Origin of the sequence: Hydrocarboniphaga sp., from assembly GCF_965279055.1 — a bacterium.
Taxonomy (GTDB): Bacteria; Pseudomonadota; Gammaproteobacteria; order Nevskiales; family Nevskiaceae; genus Hydrocarboniphaga.
Window position 1 is genome coordinate 1992664 of sequence record NZ_OZ257125.1, and the last position, 20771, is coordinate 2013434.

The window sequence follows — 20771 nt, forward strand, 5'->3', positions numbered from 1 at the left end:
ATGAAACTCTGCCTTTACGCTGCGGCCGTCGCGGCCGCGCTGATGACCTCCTCCGCGTTTGCTGGCAGCTACACCCGCAGCGACAACGGCATCGTCGTCAAGCCCGACAGCGGTGCGGCTAAGGAAATACGCCTGGAGCTGGTCGGCGACTCGATCATTCACGTTCTGGGTGTCGACGATCCGACACGCCAGCAGCTGCCGTCGCTAATGGCCGTGGTCAAGCCCGAAGGCGCGTTCACGATCACCGACGGCAAGGACACCGTCACGCTGAAAGCCGCGAAAGCTTCGGCGCAGGTCAGCCTCGTCGATGGCCGCATGCGCTTCTTCAACGCCAAGAACGAGCCGGTGCTCGTCGAGGAGCAGAGCGCGATCACGCCGGTAACGATCGAGGGCAAGCCCTACGTCGCCACCCGCGCGCAGTTCAACAAGGGGACGAGCGAAGTCTTCTACGGCCTCGGCCAGCACCAGAACGCGCAGATGAATCTCAACGGTGAGGACGTCGAGCTGCGCCAGCACAACATGGACATCGGCATTCCGTTCGTCGTGTCCGACCGCAATTACGGCCTGCTGTGGGACAACAATTCGGTTACGCGCTTCGGCAATCCGATCCGCTTCGGTCTCGCCAGCCGCGACCTCAAGCTGAAGGCGCTTGATGGCTCGACCGGCCTCACGGCGAAATACTATGCCGACGGCAAGCTGATCCTGACCCGTGTTGAGCCGGATATCCGTTATCAGTTTCTGTCCGACCTGCCGAAATACTGGCCGGCCGATCCCGCGCTCAATGTAAAAGGCGGCAAGAAGGTGAAGGTCGTCTGGGAGGGCACCATGAGCTCCGTCGAACCGGGCGTGCACAAGATGCGCCTCTATTCGTCGGACTACGCCACGCTGAAGGTCGACGGCAAGACCATCTACGATCGCATCTGGCGTCAGGGCTGGAACGCCTGGTACCACAACTTCGAGCAGTCCTTCGCCAGGAACAAGCCGATGAAGCTCTACGTCGAGTGGGAGCCGGCGGGCGGCATGATCTCGCTACACCACTCGAATCCGGAGCCGGCCGCCGACCGGCATTCGCTGCGCTTCGCATCGGAAGCGGGTACCGGTCTCAACTACTACTTCATCTCCGCGGACAGCATCCAGGGCGCCATCGCCGGCTATCACCGTATCACCGGTGCGCCACCGATGATGCCGAAGTGGGCCTACGGTTTCTGGCAGTCGCGCCAGCGCTACGAGACGCAGGATCAACTGCTGGGTGTGCTCAAGACCTATCGCGACAACCAGTGGCCGATCGACAACATCGTCCAGGACTGGTTCTACTGGCCGGAAGATCAGTGGGGCAGCCACACCTTCGACCCGATCCGCTTCCCCAATCCGCAGAAATTGGTTGAAGAGGTTCATAAGCAGAATGCCCACATCATGATTTCGATCTGGGGGAAGTTCTATCCGAACACCGACAACTACAAGGAGCTGGACGCCAAGGGCTACATGTGGCGTCGCAACGTCGAGCTTGGCGACAGGGACTGGGTCGGCAAGGGCCATCTGAACACGCACTACTCCCCGTACAACCAGGAAGCGCGCGATATCTACTACCGGCAGATGAAGAAGGGCCTGGTCAATTACGGCTTCGACGCCTGGTGGATGGACAACACCGAGCCGGACGTGCGTTCGAACACCAGCCCGGAAGAGTTCGACGAACTGATCACGCCGACCCAGATGGGCCCCGGCGCGCTGGTACACAACGCCTACGCGCTGATGAACACCCAGGCCATGTACGACGGTCTCAAGGTGGATCAGCCCGACAAGCGCCAATTCATCCTGACCCGCTCGGGCTTCGCGGGCGTGCAGCGTAACGCCGCCGCGCTGTGGTCCGGCGACGTGGTCGGCACCTGGCCGAACCTCTACGACCAGATTTCGGCCGGTGTGCAGACGGGCATTTCGGGCGTGCCGAACTGGACGCATGACATCGGCGGTTACGCACAGGAAACTCGCTTCCTTGGCAAGGATGTCGCCGGTCTGCAGGAGAACCGCTCCGGCGGCGGCAACGGCACCGTGGAAGACCACAGGGAATGGCGCGAGCTGAATCAGCGCTGGTGGCAGTTCGGCGCTTTCTCGCCGCTGTTCCGCTCGCACGGTGAAGGCGTCAAGCGCGAGATCAACGAGATCTCGCCCGAAGGCTCGCCGATGCGCGCCAACATGGTCTGGTTCCTCCAGCTGCGCTACCGCCTGATGCCGTACATCTACTCGGCGGCGGCCGACAGCCATTACGAATCGGCGCCGATCATGCGCGGCCTCGCGCTCGACTTTCCGAACGATGCCAAGGGCAAGGACGTGAAGGACGCCTACATGTTCGGCAAATCGATTCTGGTCGCGCCGGTCTACCGGTACCAGGCAACTTCGCGCAGCGTTTATTTCCCGGCAGGTGCCGACTGGTACAACGCGTATACCGGCGAGAAAGTGCAGGGCGGTAACTCCCAGACCGTGGCCGCGCCGCTCGACCAGATACCGTTGTTCGTCAAGGCCGGCGCAATCCTGCCAACCGGGCCGGTCACGCAGTACGTCGATCAAAAGCCCGATGCGCCACTGACGCTTTACGTCTACACCGGCGCCAACGGCCGCTACGGTCTCTACGAGGACGATGGCGTGTCCAACGGCTACCAGAAGGGCAATTTCACGCGCATTGCGTTCGCCTACAACGACAAGACCGGCGAGCTCAGCATCGGCGCGCGCACCGGCCGCTACGACGGCATGGTGTCGAAGCGGAGCTTCCGTGTGCGTTTCATCAAGCCGGGCGTTTCAACGCTGAAGGACTTCGATACGTTTGATGCCGAAGTGTCCTACAGCGGTCAGCCGCTGACGGTGAAGCGCAAATAGGATTTGGCGAGCATACGCAGATGAGCTTCGTCAAATCGATGTCGGTTCGCTACGGTGCTGTGGCGATCCTGGTGCTCTTCGCAGGCGCTGCTATCAAGTGGCAGCTGCTTTCCGCCTCAGCGCCACCGCAATACCTCACCGCGGCGGCGGAGCTCGGCGACGTTGAGCAGACCGTGCTCGCCACCGGCACTCTGGCGCCGTCCGAGTTGGTCAACGTCGGCGCGCAGGTGTCCGGCCAGGTCAAAACGCTGGAAGTGAAGTTGGGAGGCAGAGTCGCAAAAGGACAGGTGCTGGCGATGATCGACTCGGCGCCGCAGGAAAACGCCTTGCGCAATGCCGAAGCCGCTGTCGCGCAGGGGCGCGCCCAGCTCGCCGCGCAGAGCGCCACGCTCAAGCAGTCCGAGCTCGCGCTGAAGCGCCAGGCGGCGATCCTGGCGGCGAAGCTCGGGACCGAGGCCGACTATGAGGCCGCCGAGGCCGCCGCCGATACGGCGCGCGCCAATATCGCCGCCACCCAAGCGCAGATCACGCAGTCGGCGATTGCCGTCGACAGCGCGCGGGTCAATCTCGCTTACACCAAGATCACTTCGCCCATCGCCGGCGACGTGATCGGCATCCTCGTCAAGCAGGGCCAGACGGTCAACGCGGTGCAGATGGTGCCGACCATCGTCAAAGTCGCCAAGCTCGACACGATGACGGTCAAGGCGCAGATTTCGGAAGCCGACGTGATCAAGCTCCAGCCTGAGCAGACCGTCTATTTCACGACGCTGGGCGACCCCAACCGCCGCTACTACGCGCACCTGCGCTCGATCGAGCCGGCGCCGGAATCGTTCGCCAACGAGACATCCAACTCCAGCAGTTCGAGTTCCAGCAGCTCGACCGCGGCGGTCTACTACAACGCGCTGTTCGAGGTCGCCAATCCCGAGCGCAAGCTGCGCACTTCGATGACGGTGCAGGTCAATGTCGTGATCGCGCAAGCCAAGCAGGTGGTCACTGTGGCGTCGAGTGCGTTGCAACCGGACGCCGACAAGCCCGCCACTGCCGAACAGCCGGCGGCCGACGCCGGTAACTGGGCCACGCTCCGCGTGGTCGACGCCGCCGGGCTTGCAAAGCCGCGCCGCGTCAAGGTGGGCATCGACAACGGCATCAAGGCGCAAATCCTGGACGCCCTGGCACCCGGGGAACGCGTCGTCATCAGCGATGCGACCGACGCCGCCGCTGCCGCCGGGCAGCCGAAGATCGGCGGGTAGCGCCGGCATGGCCGCACCTCTGCTCGAACTGCGCCAGCTGCGACGCGAGTTTCCTGCCGGCGACCAGACCATCGCGGCGCTCAAGAGCCTCGACTTGACGATCGAGGCCGGCGAGATGGTGGCGATCATCGGCCAGTCCGGTTCCGGCAAGTCGACGCTGATGAACGTGCTCGGTTGCCTGGACCGGCCCACGTCCGGAAGCTACCGCGTCGCCGGCCGCGACACGGCGACGCTGGCGCCCGACGAGCTGGCGCAGCTGCGCCGTGAGCATTTCGGCTTCGTGTTCCAGCGCTATCACCTGATCGGCGATCTGGACGCGGTCGGCAACGTCGAGGTGCCGGCGATCTACGCCGGCCGCAATCGCCTGCAGCGGCGCGAGCGCGCCGGCGCCTTGCTAGGCCGCCTGGGCCTGGGCCATCGCCTGCATCATCGTCCCAACCAACTGTCCGGCGGCCAGCAGCAGCGCGTCAGCATCGCCCGCGCACTGATGAACGGCGGCCAGGTGATTCTGGCCGACGAACCCACTGGTGCGCTGGACCGCGAGAGTGGCGCCGAGATGCTGGCGATTCTCGAGACGCTGCATCACGAAGGTCACACGATCATCATCGTGACCCACGATCCGCAGGTCGCAGCCCACGCCGGCCGCATCATCGAGCTCAGCGACGGCGAACTGGTGGCCGACCGTATCAACGGCAGCAGCGGCGAGGCCGCACGTCCGCCGCGGCCAGTGCCGGCGGTGAAGCTCGGCGCGCGCAGCCTGCGGGCTTATGCGGACCAATTGGTCGAAACGCTGCGGATGACGCTCGTAACCATGGCCGCGCATCGCCTGCGCACGTTCCTGACCATGCTCGGCATCATCATCGGTATCGCCTCGGTCGCTTCGGTGGTGGCGCTCGGCGAGGGTACGCGGCGGCAGATTTTGAACAACATCAGCGGGCTCGGCGCCAGCACGATTTCAGTCCATCCGGGCAAGGGCTTCGGCGATCCGCGTGCCTGGAGCGTGCGGACCCTGACCGCACGGGACGCCGACGCGTTGGCGCAGCAGAGCTACATCGAGGGCGTGACACCGAGCGTCTGGGCCAGTCCGACGCTGCGCTACCGCAACATCACGTCCAACGCGTCGGCGCAAGGCATCGGCGAGCAGTCGTTCCGCGTGCTGGGATTGAAGACGCTGCGAGGCACGACCTTCTCCGCGGCCGACATCAGCGCCCGCAGCCAGTCCGTGGTGATCGACGAGATCACACGCAAGGCACTGTTCACCGACCAGCAGGATCCGATCGGCGAAGTCATCCTGATCAACACTTTGCCTTGCCGCGTCATCGGCGTGGTCAAGCCCGCCAACTCGTCATTCGGCAGCAATCAGACCCTGACCGTGTACCTTCCGTACACCACGGTGCTCACCCGCTTGCTGGGACAGTCGCACCTGGGCAGCATTTCGGTGCGCATCCGTGACGACGCGCCGGTCGGCATGGCGCAGGCCGCCATCGAGAAGCTGCTCAGGAAGCGTCACGGCCGCCAGGATTTCTTCCTCTTCAACGAAGACGCCATCCTCAAGTCGATCCAGTCGACGACGCTGGCGATGTCGCTGCTGATCTCCTCGATCGCCGCGATCACGCTGCTGGTCGGCGGCATCGGCGTGATGAACATCATGCTGGTGTCGGTGATCGAGCGAACCCGCGAAATCGGCATCCGCACCGCCGTCGGCGCGCGTCGCAGCGACATCATGGCGCAGTTCCTGATCGAGGCCGTGATGATCTGCCTGATCGGCGGCGTGCTCGGCGTGCTGCTGGCGCTGGGCATCGGTGCGCTCTTCTCCAATCCCGATGCGCAATACCGAATGGTGTTCTCGCCCTCGGCCATCGCCATCGCGTTCGCGTCGTCGACCTTGGTCGGCATGGTCTTCGGCTTTCTGCCGGCGCGCAATGCCGCGCGGCTCGATCCTGTCGACAGCCTGGCGCGGGAATGAATGCCGGCATGTGTAGTAAGCCCCGATTTTGAAGAGTAGGAACGAGACCGAACAATGAACAGGCTGCTCAAGTTATTCCCGCTGGCTTTCGCGCTGTCGCTGTTTGGGTGCAGCGATCCGGTGACGGCTCCGTCTGCACAACCAGCTCCCGGCAATTCGGCGCAGCCGGCGGCGATCGAATACGCGACGCAGCAGGTCATCGTCCCCGGCGATTCTGCCGAGGTGATCGCCGAGAAGGCCGCGAAGGTCCTGCCGCGGCCGAACCAGAGCGCGTGGATGCGACTGGAGCAGACGTTCTTCCTGCACTTCGGCCCGAACACTTTCCGTGGCCTGGAATGGGGCGACGGCCGCGAGGATCCCGCAGTTTTCAATCCAACCCAGCTCGACGCCAATCAATGGGTCAGCGCCGTGAAGGGCGCGGGCGGCAAGCTGATGATCCTCGTTGCCAAGCACCACGACGGGCTTTGCCTGTGGCCTTCGCGCTACACCGACCATTCGGTTGCCGCGAGCCCCTGGCGCGGTGGCAAGGGCAACCTGGTGCGCGAAGCGGCCGACGCGGCGCGAGCGCAGGGCGTCAAGCTCGGTGTCTATCTGTCTCCGGCCGATCTCTACCAGTTGCGCACCAACCCCAAGAATCCGAAGGGCTACTACGGCAACGGCAGCAAGAAGCTTGCTTCCACGATTCCGACGGATCCCGCCAGCTTCCACAGCGAGCCGTCCAAGGGGCGTACGTCGCCCGCTGGCTCTGAAAGGTTCAGCTACGAAGTCGACGACTACAACCGCTACTTCCTCAACCAGCTCTACGAACTGCTCACCGAATACGGGCCGATCTCCGTGGTCTGGTTCGACGGCGCGAATCCCGATCCCAGCGTTGCGCAAACCTATGACTACACGGCGTGGTACGACCTGATCCGCCGGCTGCAGCCCGAGGCCGTGATCTCGGTCAAGGGGCCGGACGTGCGCTGGGTCGGCAACGAAGGCGGTGTCGGCCGCACTACGGAGTGGAGTGTCATCCCGTTGCCGCAGGCGCCCGAGCAGTTCACCTGGCCGGATCAGTTCGGCGACCTCGGTAGCCGCGCGAAACTCACGCCCGGCTCCCACCTCTGGTGGTATCCCGCCGAGGTCAACACGCCGATCCTTTACGGCTGGTTCTGGGCCGAGGGCAAGCGCGTCAAGAGCCCTGCCAGCCTGGTCGACTACTACTACACCTCGGTCGGCCGCAACGGCGTCATGCTGTTCAATCTCTCGCCGGATACGCGCGGCCTGATTCCTGACGACCAGCTGGCGGCGCTCGACAAAATGACTCAGGTCGTCAAGGAAACTTTCGCGCAGGATCTCGCCGCCGGCGCCACGTTCACTGCCGACAGCGCGAATCCGGCCAACGCTCCTGCGCTCGCCCACGATGGCAATCTCGATACCTGGTGGGAAGCGGCCTCGGGTCAGCACGCAGCCACATTCACGCTCACGCTGCCCGCCGCCGTCACTTTCGACGTGGTATCGCTGCAGGAGGCCGTGGACCATCGCAGCCAGCGGATCGAATCCTTCGTCATCGAAACCTGGAGCGATGGCGCTTGGAAGCCGGTTGCGGCCGTCGAGGAGCAGACCACCGTCGGTCTCAAGCGACTGCTGCGCCTGGTCGTGCCGGTCACCAGCGACCGCGTCCGCGTGCGCATCACCGGCTCGCGGCTCGAACCCACGCTGGCGGAAGTCGGCCTGTTCAAGCAGGCGCTGCCCGCGGCGCCGATCATTGCCGAGCGCAACCGCGACGGCCTGGTGAGCATTACGCACCCGTATCCGATGCCGATCCTCTACACGCTCGATGGCTCCGAGCCCACCGCGCAATCGGCCGTATACCTGTCGCCGATTCCGCTGCCGCGTGGCGGCACCGTCAAGGCCGCGGTCAGGACCGCCGAGGGACGGGTAGGGCTGTCCGAGACCCGGACCGCCGTCGGCCTCGCGCCCACCGGCTGGAAAGTGCTGACCGAGCCAGCCGGCGCGGAAGCTGGATTCCCTGCCTCCCAGGCGATCGATGCTGAGTCGAACACACTGTGGAAGATTCGGGCGAAGACCGGCGATGCCTCACGCCCCAGTCTCGCGGTCGACATGGGCGGCGTGCGGCGGATCGCCGGCATGGGCTACCTGCCGCCTCAGCAGTGGAACTCCGAAGGCGTCATCGACCGCTACCGCTTCGAGACCAGCCGCGACGGTACCCATTGGACCGTGCAGGTTGAATCGGGCCACTTCGGCAACGTCCGCAACAACCCGATCCTTCAGGAAGTCCGCTTTGCGACTGTAGAGGCGCGCTTCTTCCGCTTCACCGCCCTGCATGATGTGAACGACAACGGCTGGGTCAGCGCTGCGGAAATCACCGTGCTGCCCGCGATGCCGGAGACTCTGCAGAGATAAGGCCTTCTCCCCTCTCCGGGAAAGGGCCGAGTGGAAGGACTCCCCCGCGATGAGCGGGCCTTGGCTCAGACGGCGACTCCGTCATTCGCCCTTCGGGCGCCTTGTCCCGGAGGGAGAAGGCGAAGGCCCGCGCTGCGTATCCTTAACCGCGACTTTCATCCAGCACAGGAGACCGGGCCGATCGCGAGCTGCCGCGATCGCGCCCGCTGCGCGCCGTCGTTGGCACAGGCCCGGTAGAACCACGCTTCACCAGCACGTGTCGCAACAACTGCTGGCTCGGCGGGCGCGGATTCTTGTCGCGCTGGCGGCGCATTTCCTTCAGCAGCAACTGCACCGCAGTGCGCGCCATCGCGGCAATCGGCTGGCGCACCGTGGTCAGCGTCGGCCACAGCGTCGCGGCGATCGGCGTGTCGTCGAAGCCGGCGATTGACAGGTCGCCGGGCACCTCGATCCCCAGGCGATGCGCCGTGGCCAGCGTCGCAGCGGCCATGTCGTCGTTGGCTGCGAAGATCGCCGTCGGACGCGGACGCCGCGATAGCAGCAGCTCAGCAGCGGTCGCCCCCGACCGGTAGCTGAAGTAGCCCTGTTCCACGCCGACGCCGCTCGGGTCGACACCGGCCACTTTCAACGCATCCAGAAAACCTTGCAGGCGTTGTTCACTGACGGTCTGGTTGGGGTGCCCTTTGATGAAACCGATGTCGCGATGCCCCAGTGACAACAGGTACGCCGTCATCTCCCACGCCGCCTTGTAGTTGTCCATGCGCACCGTGGCGAAGTCGGCGCTGGTGTTGCCTGCGGCGACGGACACGATGGCGATGCCGGCCTGCTGCATCTCCGCCAGCACGCTACGGGTCTCGCATAGCGGTGGCGGCAGGATCAGGCCGGTGGCGCCGCCGTCGAGCAGCTTGCGTAGCGCCGCGCGCTCGGAAGCGGCGTTGGCACCACATTTCTCGATCATCAGCTGATGGCCGGTCTTGCTGCTTTCGCCGAGCACGCCGATCAGCAACTCGGACAGAAACGCGGCACTGGGGTTGCTGTAAAGCAGGCCGATGCGCAGGGATTCGTGGCCGGCGAGCCGGCGCGCGCTCGGATTGGGTGCGTAGTTCAGATCTTGGATCGCCGACATCACCACGGTGCGTGTCGCGTCCGTGACGTTGCTGCCGTTGTTGATCACCCTGGAGACGGTCATCGGCGAGACGCCGGCGCGCTTGGCCACATCGCGGATGGTCACGGTCTGCTGCATGCGGCTGCGTTGCTTCTTCATGCTAGGCAGTTTCCTCGGCGTAGACGGCTAACGGAAATCCAAATCTTCCGGTTTGTTCACACCGGCCGCAAGGCGTGGTGTTGGCGCAGGCATCCATGTCGAAGCTTGCGGCGAGGGCGGCGTCGGCCACGATGCCTGCGACGGCACATGGAACTGATACTGCCCCGATCCTACTTGCAGCGTCAGCACACCGTTTTTCCAGTGAGCCCGTCGAATCCCCGCAGCACGCGACGCCGCATGCAGCCCCTCGCGCACCAGCCGTGGCTCAGGGGCCGCCAGCAGAATCTCGGCTTCGGTGCCGACGGGCACCTGCACGCTCAGGTGCAAGCCGTCGTCGGCGCGACGCCAATCGCTCGCCAGCAAGCCATACGGCGTGCGCAGGCTCGACTGGGCGTGGCTCAATGCCGGGTGCGATACCAGCGGCGCGATGCGCGAGCGCTTGTAGCCGGGCTCGATCATCTGCAGCCCGCCGAGGTGCGCAAACATCCAGTCGCCGACGGCGCCGTTGGCGTAGTGGTTGAAGGAGTTCATGTCGGCCGTGCCGAAGCCGCCGTCGGCGTCGATGCCGTTCCAGCGCTCCCAGATGGTGGTGGCGCCCATGCGGATCTCGTGGCCCCAGGAGGGGTAGTCGTCGTTGAGCAGCAGGCGCATCGCCAGATCGTCGCGGCCGATGCTGGACAGCGCCGGCAGCAGCCAGGGCGTGCCGAGGAAGCCGGTTTTCAGGTGGTAGTTGTCCGCCACCAACTTGTCGACGAAGCGCGCCGCGGTCGCGTCGCGCTCTGCGCACGTCAGCAGGCCCATGCCGAGCGCCATCGCATAGGCGGTCTGCGTGCCGGGCTCGATGCGGCCGTCGGCTTGCCGATAGGCTTGAGCGAACGCAGCGCGGATACGCTCGACCAGCGCCCGGCCGGTGCGCGTACGATCCGCGTCGCCCAGTGCAGCGGCCATCTCGGCCATCATGCGGGTGTTCTCGGCGAAGTAGGCCGTCGCGATGACCGGGTGCTCGCGCATACGGTCGACGCCTTCCAGGCTCAGCCAGTCGCCGGAGAAAAAGGAGACGCGGCCTTCTTCCAGCAGCCTGCCTTTGGCCGTCGTGCCGGCCAGCAGGAAGTCGTAGAAACGGCACATGGCGGCCCAGTTGCGGCGCAGGATGCGCGTGTCGCCGGTGGCGCGCCAGACCGCGTAGGGCACGGTAATGAAGGCGTCCGCCCAGCCGACTCCGGTTTCCTCGAACTGCCTGCCGGGGAAGGGCACGATGGCCGGGATGTTGCCGTCGGTGCGCTGCGCGTCGCGCAGGTCGTCCATCCATTTCGACAGGAAGGCGCGTGTGTCCTGCAGCCGGCTGGCGGTGGGCGCGAAGACATTGATGTCGCCGGTCCAGCCCAGGCGCTCGTCGCGCGCCGGTGTGTCGGTGGGGATGGACAGGAAGTTGCCGCGCTGGCCCCAGCGGATATTGCGCACCAGCTGGTCGAGCATCGGGTGGGACAGGCGCAGGTCGCCGATGTCGGGCAGGTCCGAGCCCAGCACCACGGCCTGCACGTCGGACGCCGCGGGAGCGGCATCCACGCCGGTGATCTCGACGTAGCGGAAGCCGTGCTGGGTGAAGCGCGGCTGGTAGATCACGGTTTCGTCGCGGGCGAAGGTGTAGGTGTCGGTAGCAGCGGCGGAGCGCAGGTTGTCGGTGTAGAGCTGGCCCTGGTGGTCGCCACGGCGGTAAATGTCCTCGCCATGGCGCAGGCGTACGGTCTGGCCGGCGCGGCCGCTGAGCCTGACGCGGGCCACGCCGACGACGTTCTGGCCGATGTCGTAGAGGAAGACGCCATTCGGGGCCGGCAGGCGCGCCTGCGCGGGGCGCACTTCGATAACGCGTACCGGTTCGTCGGGCTGTGGCACCAGGCGTGCCTTGGTGTCGGCCGGCGTCACCACGGCTTGCCACGCGCCATCGTCGAAGCCCGGTTCGGCCCATCGGTCCGGCAGGCGGCGCGCGTCGTACTGCTCGCCGTCCTGCAGGTCGGCCCGCACGTAGGGACCGGGCAGGCTGCGCCACTGCGCATCGGTGCCGAAGTCCTCGGTGCTGCCGTCGGCATAGGTCACGCGCAGCTTGGCCTTGAGCGCCAGCTGCTGGCCGTACACGCCCTGCCAGGCAATGCCCACCTTGCCGCGGAACCAGCCGTCCGCCAACGCCGCGCCGATGACGTTGGCGCCGCTGCGCAGCAGGTCGGTCACGTCGTAGGTTTGCACCTGCAGGCGCTGGTGGTAGTCGGTCCAGCCGGGCGCCAGCGCCTGGTCGCCGACGGGCCGGCCGTTGAGCCATAGCTGGTAAACACCGCGCGCGGTGGCGTACAGCCGCGCCTGGCGCACCGGCTTGCTCAATTGCAGCGCGCCGCGCAACAGCGGGCGCGGCTGGTCGGCGGCGTCGAAGGGCGCGGCGATCCACTGCGCGTTCTGCCAGTTGGCGGCCGAGATCAGGCCGGTCTCGAACCAGTCGGGCGCGCTCCAGGCGCCGGCGCGACCGTGTCGGTCCCAGGCGCGCACTTGCCAGTGATAGCGGGTCGCCGGCTGCAGCTTGAGCGTGGCGGGCAGCGTGACATCGATCTGCCGATCCGACTTCAGCTTGCCGGAGTCCCAGATATCGGCGCTGCCCGGCTGCGTGCCGACGCGGACCTGATAGGCCTGCTGATGCGCGCCGCGAACGGAGGCGGCCAGCGTCCAGGCTAGCGAGATGTCGTCGACGCCGATTCCCAGCGGCCGGGTACGCGCATTGGTGGTCGTGCCGGCGACGCTCAGCTCGCCCGTGCCGCCGGCCTGCGCCGGCTGCAGCGCGGCGACAGCGACGCCGACGAGCGCGGCCAGCAGCAGGACGCGCAATCGTCGACCGGCCATCACCGGACTTCGATCTCCAGCACGCCGACCGAATAGGCCGGCAGCGTCAGCGTGAACTCGGAGGCAATGCCTTTGACGGTCTGCGTTCTCGGCGCGATACGGGTCGGCTCGTCCAGCGAGTTGCCGGCCTCCGGATCGGGCGAGGTCATTACGGTCAGCACGGCAGTAGGCGCCAACTTCTTCACGCCGGACAACTTCACGCGCACCGGCTGATCGGCGGCGGCGCGGCTGGCGAACTTGATCTGGATGCGGCCCGGCTTGCCGGTCTCGCTCTTGCGCGTCACCACCCAGTGAAGCGCCGGAAAGCTCTTGCCATCGTCGCTGGTCCAGTTCGGGATGTCGCGCGCCGAGGACTCCAGCACCACATCGCCCAGGTGTTCGGAGAACATCTTCTGCACGTAGTAAGAGGGCGTGCCGTAGGACTTCAGCGCGTCGTAACCGATCAGATTGGTGGCCCACTGCATCGAGCGATCGCGGCTGTGGCCCATTACCTGGCTGAGGTTGGCCAGTAGCGGCGCATAGGCCGCCATCAGCACCACGTCGGCGTTGCGCTCCAGGCTCGCCAGATACGCGGCGTCGGCGATCGCGGCCTTCATGTTCGGCATCGGCCAGCCCGAATGCGTGGCCCATTCGCCGACGAAGACCCTGGGTGCGGTGCGCGGGCGCTGGTCGTAGTCGTTCAGATGCTCGTACATCCGCGCTTCGCCCCAGGCGTAAGTGTGATCGTCGACCATGTCGGGCCGCTGCGACGGCGTCGCGTCGGTGGCCACGGTGGAGATCAGCTGCAGCTGTGGGTACTTGGCCTTGATCGCCTTGTAGAAGATCGCGAAGCGCTGGTCGTAGGAACCGGACTTGTCGAAGAAGTCCTCGTTGCCGATCTCGACGTAACGCATGGCGAAGGGTTTGGGATGACCGTCCTTCGCACGCTGAGCGCCCCACTTCGTGTCGGGGCTGCCGATGATGTATTCGATCTGGTCCAGCGCCTCCTGCACGTAGGGGGCCAGATCCTCGGCCGTGCTCAGGCGCTCGCCGTTGAGTGCATAGCCGGCGAACACGTCGAGCAGCGGCTCCATGCCCAGGTCTTCGCACCACAGCAGGAACTCCAGCATGCCCATGCCGTCGCTGGACCAGTAGTTCCAGGGGCTGCGGTGGCCGGGACGCTGGGCGGGATCGCCGAGAGTCTTCTTCCACTCGAAGCGCTGCGCGAAGGTATCGCCCTCGACGTAGTTGCCGCCGGGAAAGCGCAGGAACTTCGGCTTCATTCCCGCCATCAGTTCCATCAGATCCGGACGCAGGCCGTTGGGACGGTTCTTGAAGGTGGGCCCGAACAGCGACACCTGCTGCAGCCACAACTTGCCCGGCCGCGTGGCGGTGAGCGTGAACACGTTGTCCTTGGACGGCTGCAGGCCGCTGCCGGTGCGCAGGCTGAGTTCAAACTTCTTCCAGTCCTTGCCGATGCCGTCGATCTGGCCGACAACGATGGTGGCACCACCGGCCTTCACCAACGCAGCGACCAGCGGCCCCACATCACCCTCGGCCTTGGCATAGAACGACACGGTGTAGGTGGTGCCGGGCTTGAGCCCGATGCCCCAGTAGCCGGGATTGCGAATTCCGGCAGGCTGCGCGGGCGAGGCGGACTTGATCGTCAGCGCCAGGCTCAGGTCCAGCGCGTCGTTGAGCTTGGTCTTCTTGTCCAGCGCCATCTCGGCCGCGCCGACGGTGCTCCAGTACACCGGCTCTTCGGCCTGGTAGGCGTAGCCGGCTTCGGCCTTGAAGCTGCGGTTGCGGATCAGCTCGCCATAGAGGCCGCCTTCGTAGCCGAAATTGATCTCCTCGGTCATCAGGCCGTACAGATGCGGGTTGATACGGGCCTTGACGCGGTCGGCGGCGATGCTCAGTTCCGGCGCGCCCGCCGCCTTGGCCGCAGGTGCGGCCCATGAGGGTGCAAGGAGTGCAACAGACAGGGCGCACAGCGAAAGCAGCTTCAGGTTCTTCATCTTCGTCGGGCACTCAAAAAGTCGTCGCATCGTCGGGACGGGTCGGTTCAAAACGTATCGATATTCAAGCTGGCCGGGGCCAGGCCGTCGCCGCTGGCGCGCAGCGTGGCGCCGCCAGGGAGGCCGCTGGATTGCAGGATCAGCTGTGCATGGCCGTTGAACACACTGCGCTGCCACGGCGCGGCGGGCATGGTCGTGCGCAGCGTGACCCAGCGCCGGCCACCCTGCGCATCGTCGAACAGTTTGCGCAGGCCGCCGGCCGGCGTGGCGAAGACCAGGACGAGTGTGTTGCTGTCACTCAAGCGCGCCGCGTCGAGGTCGATCGCGTTCATGCCTTCCTCGCGTCGCGGCGTCACCGCCTTGCCGTTCAGATAGACCTGCTGGTTCGGCGCGATATCGCTCACGAACAGCACCACACGCTCGCCGGCTGCCGCAGCGGGACGGGCGAAGCGCGCGCTGACCAGGTTCCAGGCGCCGTCCACAGACTGCCGATCGGGCGGTTGCCCCCATCCGAACGGGTCACGCCCACCGGACTTGTTCTTTTCGGCCAGCAGCACGGCGGCGTCCTCGAGCCGCGCCACCGTTTTGTGGTGCCATCCTTCGAGCGCGGCGTAGCGGTGGATCTCGGACGGCTTGTCGGCCTCGTGCGAGCCTGGGTCGCCATTGCCCATGCCGATCAGCCGCGCCGATCCCGATAGCTCGAATTGGATGCGGTGGTCGGCGGTGGGCACGACGCGGCCTTCGCGGTCGACCACGGTGACGCTGACCACGGCCACGTCGTCGCCATCGGCGCGGATGCGGGCACGGTCCACTGCCAGATGCACCGCGTTGCCGTCGCCGGTGGTGACCACGGTTTCGGAGGCGACCAGCTTGCCGCTCTTATAGCCGCGCGCCGTCAGGCTGCCGGGCGCGTAGGGCACGCTCCACTGCATCTGGCCGTAGCGCTCCAGCGGTTTACGTCCGAGCGAGCGCTCGTTCAGCAGCAGCTCCACCTCGTCGGTATTGGCGTAGACGCGCACGTCGATCGGCTGGCCTTCGCGGCCGGGCCAGTTCCAGTGCGGCAGCACATGCACCATCGGCTCGGGGTTCCACGCGGCCTTCAGGTAGTAGCCGCTGTCCTTGAGCACGCCGGTGGTGTCCATCATGCCGAACTGCGAGGAGATGGCGGGCCAGCCGAAAGGCGTGGTCTCGCCGCGGTAGTCGAAGCCGGTCCACACGAACATGCCGGCGATGAAGGGCCGCTCGGCGTTGTAGCGCCAGGCCTCCTCGATCGTTGCCGTCCGCTCGCCGCCGGAGCGCTTGTCGTAGGCGGCGACGTGTACATGCGCCGGGTCGTCGGCATAGATGCCGCGCGTGGCATAGGTCAGGCCTTCCTCGGTGACGACGATCGGCCGCTCGGCGAAGCGGCGGTGCATCACGTCGATGTCGTGCTGCGCCTTGTAGTTGAAGCCGAGCACCTCGGAGCCGACGCTGGTGCCCTCGGGGGCACCGGAGCTGGAGGCTGCCAGCGTCACTGGCCGCGTCGGGTCGATGCGCTTGACGATGGCCTGCATCTCGCGCGCAAGCCGGGTGCCGATCTCGGTGTTCTCGATCGCCCATTCCTCGTTGCCGACCGACCACAGGATGATCGACGGGTGGTTGCGGTCGCGCCGCAGCATGCGTTCCATCTCGTCGCGCAGCTGTGGCGCGGTGCCCATCATCCGGTGCTCGTCGATGACCAGAATGCCGAGGCGATCGCAGGCGTCCAGCAGCTCGGGCGTGGCCGGGTGATGCGCCGAGCGGATCGCGTTGACGCCCATCGTCTTCAACATCTTCAGCCGCGCCTCGTGCATGGCGTCGGGCAGGGCGACGCCGATGCCGGCGTGGTCCTGGTGATTGTTGACGCCGTGCAGTTTGATGTGGCGGCCGTTGAGGAAGAAACCCTCGTTGGCGTCGAAGCGGATCGTGCGGATGCCGAACGGCGTGTCGTAGGTATCGACCACGCGGCCGCCGCTCTTCACCTGCGTCGTCAGCGTGTAGCGCTGCGGCGTTTCCAGCGACCACAGTTTCGGTGCCGTCACGCGCAGCGTCGCGGGTACGTCGGTACTGGCGTCAACGGCCACGCGCCGGGCGGGCACGCTTGCACGGGCGACGACGCGGCCTTCGGGGTCGCGTAGTTCGTGTTCCAGTCCGAACGACTCGGCCTGCTTGCCGTCGTTGCGCACCGTCGTGGCGACACTCACGTCGGCACGATTGCCGTTGACCGTGGCGCGCACGAAAGTGCCCCAGTGGTCCACGTGCAGCGGTGAGGTCTGCGTCAGCCAGACATGGCGGTAGATGCCCGCGCCTTCGTACCACCAGCCTTCCTGCGTGCTGGCGTCGACGCGCACGGCGACGACGTTGCGGCCGCCGTAGTGCAGGTAGTCAGTGATGTCGACGCGGAAGCTGGAGTAGCCGCTGGGCTCATGGTTCAAGTAGTGGCCGTTGACCCAGACCACGCTGTCGCGGAACACGCCATCGAATTCGAGCGCGATGCGCTGGCCCTGCGCCGTCGCGGGAATGGCCAGCTCGCGCCGGTACCAGCCGACGCTGTTCTGTGGAAACGCGCGGCCGATCGCCTTGGAGCCATGCGCGGTGCTGCCGCGTGCGTCGAACGGCAACTCCACCGCCCAGTCGTGCGGCAGGTCGACGCGGCGCCACGGCCGGTCGTCGAACTCGGCGGCCGCGGGGCCGTCGCCGAAGCCGGCCTTGGCGAAGAAAAACGCCCGCGTGCCGTGGTTGAAGTCTTGCGCCGCGTCATAGGCGTGGCCGAGCGCGAAGCGCCAGCCGTCGTCGATGCGCGTGCGCTGGCGCGGGCGGTCGTCGGCAGCGGCGGCAGATCCGGCAGCCCAGCCGAGCAGCAGCGCGAGGATCGAGGTGAAGAAGGACAGTTTGCTCATGCGGGTGACCACCGAGTGGACGTTCGGGGGGACGTCCGAACGTTGGTGCTCAGGGCGCCGCCGACACAGCGACGAGGCGGCAGTTCCAGCACCGGCCCCTGCGCGCCGACACGGGCGGTGCACGGCGCGGGCGCCAGGACCTTTGAGATGGCCACCACGCGCGTTACGGCGCCACGACCGCAACGGTGGGCAGCGCCGGCACAGCCCGGACCTTGATCGTGGTTTCGGCGGGCTTGAGGCCGGCGGACGTGGCGCGCAGGACGAGGCTGCCCGAGCCAGCGCGCTGGCTCTGCAGGATGACCTGGGCCAGGCCGTTGTAGATCCTGACCTTGTTGCCTTTCTCCGGATCGTGGCTGTTCGGGTCGCCATTGCACACTCCGATGTTCGCGCCCGGACCGCTGAGCTCGAACTCGACGGGAAGGTTCGCCCTCGGCACGGGCCTGCCTTGCGCGTCGATGGCCTCGACGGTTACCGGGGCTGCGTCGCGGCCATCGCCGGCCAGCGCGTCACGGTCGGGCGTCAGGCGCAGCGCCACGGGTGCGCCGGTGGTTTCCACGGCGAAACGCGCCACTTCGCGTCCTGCCTTCCTGGCGACCGCTTCGAGCCGACCCGGCGCGTAGGGCACCTGCCAGTCCACCATCTGGAAGGGATGGACTTTCTTTTCCTCGATGAGCTTGCCGTTGAGCGAGAGGGCCACCGTGTCGGCGTTCGTCAAACCCAGCACCTTGATGTTCTGGCCCTCCTTGCCTTGCCAGTTCCAGTGCGGCACCAGCGTCAGCACAGGCTTGTCCTTCACAAACAGGGCCTGCCGGACGTAGAACTCGGTCTTGGGGAAGCCGCAGAGATCGAGCGCGCCGAAGTGGGAGCTAGCAGAAGGCCAGCCGTAGGGCGTGGGCTCGCCGCGGTAAGCGAAGCCCGTCCAGGAGAAGCCCCCGGCAAAAGACGACTGCTTGCTGATCGCCTGCCACGAGTTGCGAGCATTGCTGGTGGCGGCCCAATCCGAGTAGACCTCGTCGTAGGAGGCCACGACCTTGTTCCAGTCGGTTGTGTATTCGCCGCGCGTCATGACCTGGGAGGTGTCTTCGCTGCTGACGATGGGCTTGTCGGGGTAGGCCGCGCGAATCTTGTCGTATTCGTCGGTCTGGTAATTGATGCCCACCACGTCCACCACCTGCGCGGCGTTCTTCGGGTTGGCCTTGCCGTCAGGACCCAGTTGCCCCTTGTTCTGCCCGCCGGTGGTGGGCCGTGTGGTGTCGAGCTGCTTGACCACGGCGTTCATCACGCGCGCGATCTCCATGCCCTCCTCGTTGCCCTGCAACCCTTCCTCGTTGAACAGGCTCCACAGGATCACGCTCGGGTGGTTGCGGTCGCGGCGCACCAGCCACTGGAGTTGCTTGAGATATTCCGGCGAGGCGTTGAAGTGCCGGGTCTCGTTCATTACCAACATGCCATGGCGGTCGGCGGCATCGAGCAGTTCCTTGGCCGGCGGGTTGTGCGCGGAGCGGAAAGCGTTCGAGCCCATCTCCTGGAGCTTGCGGATGCGGAAGTCCCAGATCGAATCCGGCACGGCGACGCCGACGCCCGCGTGGTCCTGGTGATTGCTGGTGCCCATCAGCTTGAGCGGCTGGTCGTTGAGCAAGAAGCCCTTCTTCGCGTCGAAGCGGATAGTGCGGAAGCCAGCCGTGGTGTCCACGGCGTCCACCGGCTTGCCGTCGCGCAGCACGGTGGTGCGCACCGTGTATAGCGTCGGCTTGTCCACCGACCAGAGCTGCGGCGCCGCCACCGTGACCGAGACCTTCGCCACGGCATCGCCCTGCGGGATGACGCTCACCGGCGCGGAACGAGCGCCCGCGACCCGCTTGCCCGCCGCATCGAACACCGCAACGTCCACCAGGGCCGAGGCTGCTTCGGCGCCTGTGTTTGCCAACGTGACTTCGGCGGGGATCAGCCACTTGCCATCGGCGGCCTTGACGGGGTTGGCATAGACGCCGTCGGTGGCGATGTGGACCGGGCTGCGTTTGACCAGCCAGGTGTGGCGATAGATACCGCCGCCCTCGTACCACCAGCCCTCGGTGTGCTCGGCGTCCACCCGCACCGCGATGGTGTTGATGTCCTCGCCATAGCGCACCATCGGCGTGAGGTTGATCTGGAACGAGGAATAGCCATTGAAGTTGTGGTCAACCTCGCTGCCGTTGACATACACGGTGGCGCGGGTGGCGACGCCGTCGAACTGCAGCTCGATGTTCTTGCCACGATCGGCGGTCGGCAGCTGGAACGTCCGCCGGTACCAGGCAATGCCGCGCGGGCGATAGCCCTGCTGCTTGAGCGCTTTCTCGTCGAAGGGCTGCTCGACGACCCAGTCGTGCGGCAGGTCCACGCGCCTCCAAGCCTTGTCGTCATAGCCCCGCGCTGCGGCACCCCAGGCGGTCCCGGCCTTGGCGCCGTGGTAAGTGATGTCCGGGGCGTAGAGATTGACGCCCTGGCCACCGGGAAACGAATCGGGCTGGATGTCGCCCAGGTGGAAACTCCAGCCCTCGTCCAACGAGAGAGTTTCCCGCTGGGGCAGCGGCGATGCCGCGCCGGCGGCTTGGGCGCAAGCGGCCGGGTTCACCGGGGCCAGGCAAAAGGCCAGGAAACCAAAGACGAGTGTGCGATTCATCATGGGCGAGAGAACTGGGTGGGATTGTTCGTGGCGCAGCGTCTGGTCTTCATCGCAGGTTCGGATGCAGGTGGCGGCGCGCCTGGTTGCGCATCAGCATCAGATCGATGCCCGCCTCGGCGGGAGCGAGGCGGCGAAGGCGCAGGCCAGCCCCAGCGCGGCTGCCATGCTGCGGCGCAGCGCGAAGTGCGTCATGTTCACTGGGCCTTTATCCGGTCAGCGCCCGTGGGGCCAGCTACAGAGTGATGCTCGTGGCCTTTATGCGCGCGGCTGCAGTCGTAGGGCTGGTAGTTGGTGCCGACGAAGAGCTGGCCGGCGCCCGGCCAGTCGGGCCGCAACTCGGCCGGTTCGGCATGGACGCCGAGTGGGCCGAACGCGATGGTGCAGGCGACGACAGTCTGTTTCAGTTTCATGGTTCAGTGGTTTGGATGAGGGGCCGCAGGGCGCGGCCATGCAGAGGAGTCGATTTCTCAACTCCAAGTGGCCGGCGCGACGAAGTACATCGCGCCGGCCGACGTGCAATGGCCCCGCAGGTCCATGGGCGGCGGCCGTGCTGCTGA

10 protein-coding genes are annotated in these 20771 nt (G+C 66.3%); 4 read left to right on the forward strand and 6 right to left on the reverse strand.

Annotation, left to right across the window (positions count from 1 at the left end; all coding sequences use genetic code 11):
• Genes ACQZF9_RS08965 through ACQZF9_RS08980 form a run of 4 tightly spaced genes read left to right on the forward strand, consistent with a single transcriptional unit; the run spans nt 1 to nt 8490 of the window.
• Nucleotides 1-2868, forward strand: a complete 2868-nt coding sequence (locus ACQZF9_RS08965; RefSeq protein ID WP_428312892.1) for a TIM-barrel domain-containing protein — start codon at nt 1-3, stop codon at nt 2866-2868.
• A gap of 20 nt (nt 2869-2888) precedes the next feature.
• Complete coding sequence (locus ACQZF9_RS08970) at nt 2889-4118, forward strand: efflux RND transporter periplasmic adaptor subunit (protein WP_428312893.1); 1230 nt, start codon at nt 2889-2891, stop codon at nt 4116-4118.
• A gap of 7 nt (nt 4119-4125) precedes the next feature.
• Nucleotides 4126-6084 (forward strand): MacB family efflux pump subunit, encoded by a 1959-nt coding sequence (locus tag ACQZF9_RS08975; protein ID WP_428312894.1) that lies wholly within the window; start codon nt 4126-4128, stop codon nt 6082-6084.
• Between the two features lie 54 nt (nt 6085-6138).
• Nucleotides 6139-8490 (forward strand): alpha-L-fucosidase, encoded by a 2352-nt coding sequence (locus ACQZF9_RS08980; RefSeq protein WP_428312895.1) that lies wholly within the window; start codon nt 6139-6141, stop codon nt 8488-8490.
• Nucleotides 8491-8632: 142 nt separating this feature from the next.
• Here the strand turns inward: ACQZF9_RS08980 and ACQZF9_RS08985 are convergent, their stop codons facing one another.
• From ACQZF9_RS08985 to ACQZF9_RS09010, 6 genes are all read right to left on the reverse strand, one after another.
• Nucleotides 8633-9754, reverse strand: coding sequence for a LacI family DNA-binding transcriptional regulator (locus tag ACQZF9_RS08985; protein ID WP_428312896.1), 1122 nt, complete (start codon nt 9752-9754; stop codon nt 8633-8635).
• 27 nt (nt 9755-9781) lie between these two features.
• Complete coding sequence (locus ACQZF9_RS08990) at nt 9782-12637, reverse strand: family 78 glycoside hydrolase catalytic domain (RefSeq protein ID WP_428312897.1); 2856 nt, start codon at nt 12635-12637, stop codon at nt 9782-9784.
• A complete protein-coding gene (locus tag ACQZF9_RS08995; RefSeq protein WP_428312898.1) occupies nt 12637-14664 on the reverse strand; it encodes an alpha-L-arabinofuranosidase C-terminal domain-containing protein in 2028 nt (675 codons plus the stop codon). The genes ACQZF9_RS08990 and ACQZF9_RS08995 overlap by 1 nt, the downstream gene beginning before the upstream one ends.
• A 17-nt stretch (nt 14665-14681) precedes the next feature.
• Nucleotides 14682-17552, reverse strand: a complete 2871-nt coding sequence (gene galA / locus ACQZF9_RS09000; protein WP_428312899.1) for a beta-galactosidase GalA — start codon at nt 17550-17552, stop codon at nt 14682-14684.
• 163 nt (nt 17553-17715) lie between these two features.
• Complete coding sequence (gene galA, locus ACQZF9_RS09005) at nt 17716-20214, reverse strand: beta-galactosidase GalA (RefSeq protein WP_428312900.1); 2499 nt, start codon at nt 20212-20214, stop codon at nt 17716-17718.
• A 194-nt stretch (nt 20215-20408) separates the two neighbouring features.
• Entirely contained in the window at nt 20409-20624 is a 216-nt protein-coding gene (locus ACQZF9_RS09010) for a hypothetical protein (RefSeq protein WP_428312901.1), read from the reverse strand.
• Nucleotides 20625-20771: the final 147 nt, after the last annotated feature.

Coding starts and splice junctions, on each gene's coding strand:
- ACQZF9_RS08990 (WP_428312897.1), bottom strand. CDS start 12,637: ATGGCCGGTCGACGATTGCGCGTCCTGCTGCTGGCCGCGCTCGTCGGC.
- ACQZF9_RS08965 (WP_428312892.1), top strand. CDS start 1: ATGAAACTCTGCCTTTACGCTGCGGCCGTCGCGGCCGCGCTGATGACC.
- ACQZF9_RS08975 (WP_428312894.1), top strand. CDS start 4,126: ATGGCCGCACCTCTGCTCGAACTGCGCCAGCTGCGACGCGAGTTTCCT.
- ACQZF9_RS08970 (WP_428312893.1), top strand. CDS start 2,889: ATGAGCTTCGTCAAATCGATGTCGGTTCGCTACGGTGCTGTGGCGATC.
- ACQZF9_RS09010 (WP_428312901.1), bottom strand. CDS start 20,624: ATGAAACTGAAACAGACTGTCGTCGCCTGCACCATCGCGTTCGGCCCA.
- ACQZF9_RS08995 (WP_428312898.1), bottom strand. CDS start 14,664: ATGCGACGACTTTTTGAGTGCCCGACGAAGATGAAGAACCTGAAGCTG.
- galA (WP_428312899.1), bottom strand. CDS start 17,552: ATGAGCAAACTGTCCTTCTTCACCTCGATCCTCGCGCTGCTGCTCGGC.
- ACQZF9_RS08985 (WP_428312896.1), bottom strand. CDS start 9,754: ATGAAGAAGCAACGCAGCCGCATGCAGCAGACCGTGACCATCCGCGAT.
- ACQZF9_RS08980 (WP_428312895.1), top strand. CDS start 6,139: ATGAACAGGCTGCTCAAGTTATTCCCGCTGGCTTTCGCGCTGTCGCTG.
- galA (WP_428312900.1), bottom strand. CDS start 20,214: ATGATGAATCGCACACTCGTCTTTGGTTTCCTGGCCTTTTGCCTGGCC.